General features: G+C 70.6%; 3 protein-coding genes. All 3 read left to right on the top strand.

What is annotated here, in order from left to right; all coding sequences use genetic code 11:
* The first annotated feature begins 94 nt into the window (after positions 1–94).
* Positions 95–559 (top strand): NUDIX domain-containing protein, encoded by a 465-nt coding sequence (locus NHG85_RS05900; protein WP_370362979.1) that lies wholly within the window; start codon positions 95–97, stop codon positions 557–559.
* 51 nt (positions 560–610) lie between these two features.
* Positions 611–1,645, top strand: coding sequence for a cysteine synthase A (locus NHG85_RS05905; RefSeq protein WP_253330697.1), 1,035 nt, complete (start codon positions 611–613; stop codon positions 1,643–1,645).
* Positions 1,642–2,487, top strand: an 846-nt coding sequence (locus NHG85_RS05910) for a DUF3772 domain-containing protein (protein ID WP_253330699.1), incomplete at its 3' end; no start/stop codon positions are given. The genes NHG85_RS05905 and NHG85_RS05910, both read left to right, overlap by 4 nt.

The raw sequence follows: 2,487 nt of genomic DNA on the forward strand, positions 1-2,487 counted from the left end.
GGCCAGATCGGTGAAATGCGCATAGCCCGCGGTGGGCGCACCGGCGGCGTCGCAGATCGCCTTGGTGAAGTTCTTCGGCGTCGATGCGGCGCTGGTGCTGCCCTATGATCCGCGCAGCGACCGGGTGCTGCTGGTCGAGCAGTTCCGCACCGGACCGGCGCGGCGCGGCGCGGCCAATCCCTGGACGCTGGAGCCCGTCGCCGGGATCGTCGATCCGGGTGAGACCCCCGAGGAGGCCGGGCTGCGCGAGGCGCGCGAGGAGGCGGGGCTGGTGCTCGACAGGCTGATCCCGATCTTCGACGGCTATCCCTCGCCCGGCTCGAACACCGATTTCTTTCACTGCTTCCTCGCGCTCGCCGAGCTACCGCGAGAGGAAAGCTGGCGCGGCGGGCTTGCCGAGGAGGACGAGGATCTGCGGCTGCACGCGGTCTCCTTCGACCGGGCCATGGCGCTCGTCGGGAGGGGCGAGATCGAGGTGCTGCCGCTGCAGGCGATGCTCTACTGGCTCGCACATCATCGTGTAAGCTTGCGCGACGCCGCGCCTCCGTCGGGTGCTTGAGTTTCGGGCGCACGCTGCCTATTGCTCGGACAACACAGGAAAGGCTGCCCCATGGACATCAAATCCGACCTCGCCGCCGCCGTCGGCAACACCCCCCTGATCCGGCTCAAGGCCGCCTCCGAGGCGACGGGCTGCGAGATCCTGGGCAAGGCCGAATTCCTGAACCCCGGCCAATCGGTCAAGGACCGCGCGGCGCTGTGGATGATCCGCGACGCGGTTCAGAAGGGCACGCTCAAGCCCGGCGGCACCATCGTCGAGGGCACCGCCGGCAACACCGGCATCGGTCTGGCACTGGTCGGCGCTTCGATGGGCTTCAAGACGGTGATCGTGATCCCCGAGACCCAGAGCCAGGAAAAGAAGGACATGCTGCGGCTGGCGGGCGCCGAGCTGGTGCAGGTCCCCGCCGCGCCCTATCGCAACCCCAACAACTACGTGCGCTATTCGGGCCGGCTGGCCGAGGAGCTGGCGCGCACCACGCCCGAGGGCGTGCTCTGGGCCAACCAGTTCGACAACGTGGCCAACCGTCAGGCGCATATCGACGCCACCGGCCCCGAGATCTGGGAGCAGACCAAGGGCAAGGTCGACGGCTTCATCTGCGCGGTGGGCACGGGCGGCACGCTGGCGGGCACCGGCATGGCGCTTCAGCCCAAGGGCGTGAAGATCGGCCTTGCCGATCCCGAGGGTGCGGCGCTGCACAGCTTCTACACCACCGGGGAGCTGAAGTCCGAGGGCGATTCGATCACCGAGGGTATCGGGCAGGGGCGGATCACCGCCAATCTCGAGGGCTTCACCCCCGATTACAGCTACAAGATCCCCGACAGCGAGGCGCTGCCGATCGTCTTCGACCTCCTCAAGCACGAGGGGCTGTGCCTTGGCGGTTCCTCGGGCATCAATGTCGCGGGCGCGATCCGTCTGGCGCGCGAGCTGGGGCCGGGGCACACCATCGTCACCGTGCTGTGCGATTACGGCACGCGCTACCAGTCCAAGCTGTTCAACCCCGACTTCCTGAAGTCCAAGGGGCTGCCCGCGCCGGACTGGCTCGACCGGGGCCCGTCCTCCATCCCGGGCGTCTTCGAGGACGCATGATCGCCCGCATTTCGGCGGGGCCGCGCCTCGCGGCCGCGCTGCTGTTGTCGCTTTGGTGCGCGCTCGCGGCCGGAGCTGTCATGGCGCAAGGCATCGCGCCCGCGGTGGGCGGGCTGTTCGGCACCACCGAAAGCACCGGGACCGAGGAGGCCGCGGCGCCGGAGGCCGTGCCCCCCGACCCGCCCGCCGCCAGCGTCGAGGAGACGCTGAGCCCCGAGGTCGTCCTGCCGGACGAGGGCGAGACCACCGGGGACGAGGCGGATGCAACCGAGGAAGTTGAAGCCGAGACGACACTGACCCCGGCCACGGCCTATGCCGCGCCCGACACGGCGCTGCCCGGCACCGGCCCGCTCGCGGCGGTTCTGGCCGAAAATGGCGTGAACTGGGAAAGCTGGGAGCGCACGGCGGCGCGCAGCGAGTCGCTCTCGCAGCGCGGGCAGGGATCGGATTTCGCGCTGCAACGGCTGCGCGGCGATCTGGTGGTCTGGCGCGACAGGTTCCAGTTGGCACGCGGCGCCAACAGCAGCCGTATCGGCACCGTCGAGGCGCAGCTCACCGCGCTTGGTGCCGCGCCCGAGGGCGGCGGCGAGGATGGCTCGATCGCCGAGCGGCGCGCGGCGCTCACCGAGCGGCTGATGCAGCTGCGCGCCCCGGTGCGGCTGGCCGACGAGGCCTATGCCCATGCCGACGGGCTGATCCGCGAGATCGACCGGCTGATCCGCGAGCGGCGCGGACGGGCGCTGGGCGATCGCGGCGTCTCGCCGCTCAACCCCGGGCTCTGGCCCGCCGCCCTGGTGGTGATGTATGAGCGCGCCGCGGCGCTGCGGGCCGAGCTCTGGGCC

Source organism: Limimaricola litoreus, assembly GCF_024159025.1.
Lineage (GTDB): Bacteria > Pseudomonadota > Alphaproteobacteria > Rhodobacterales > Rhodobacteraceae > Limimaricola > Limimaricola litoreus.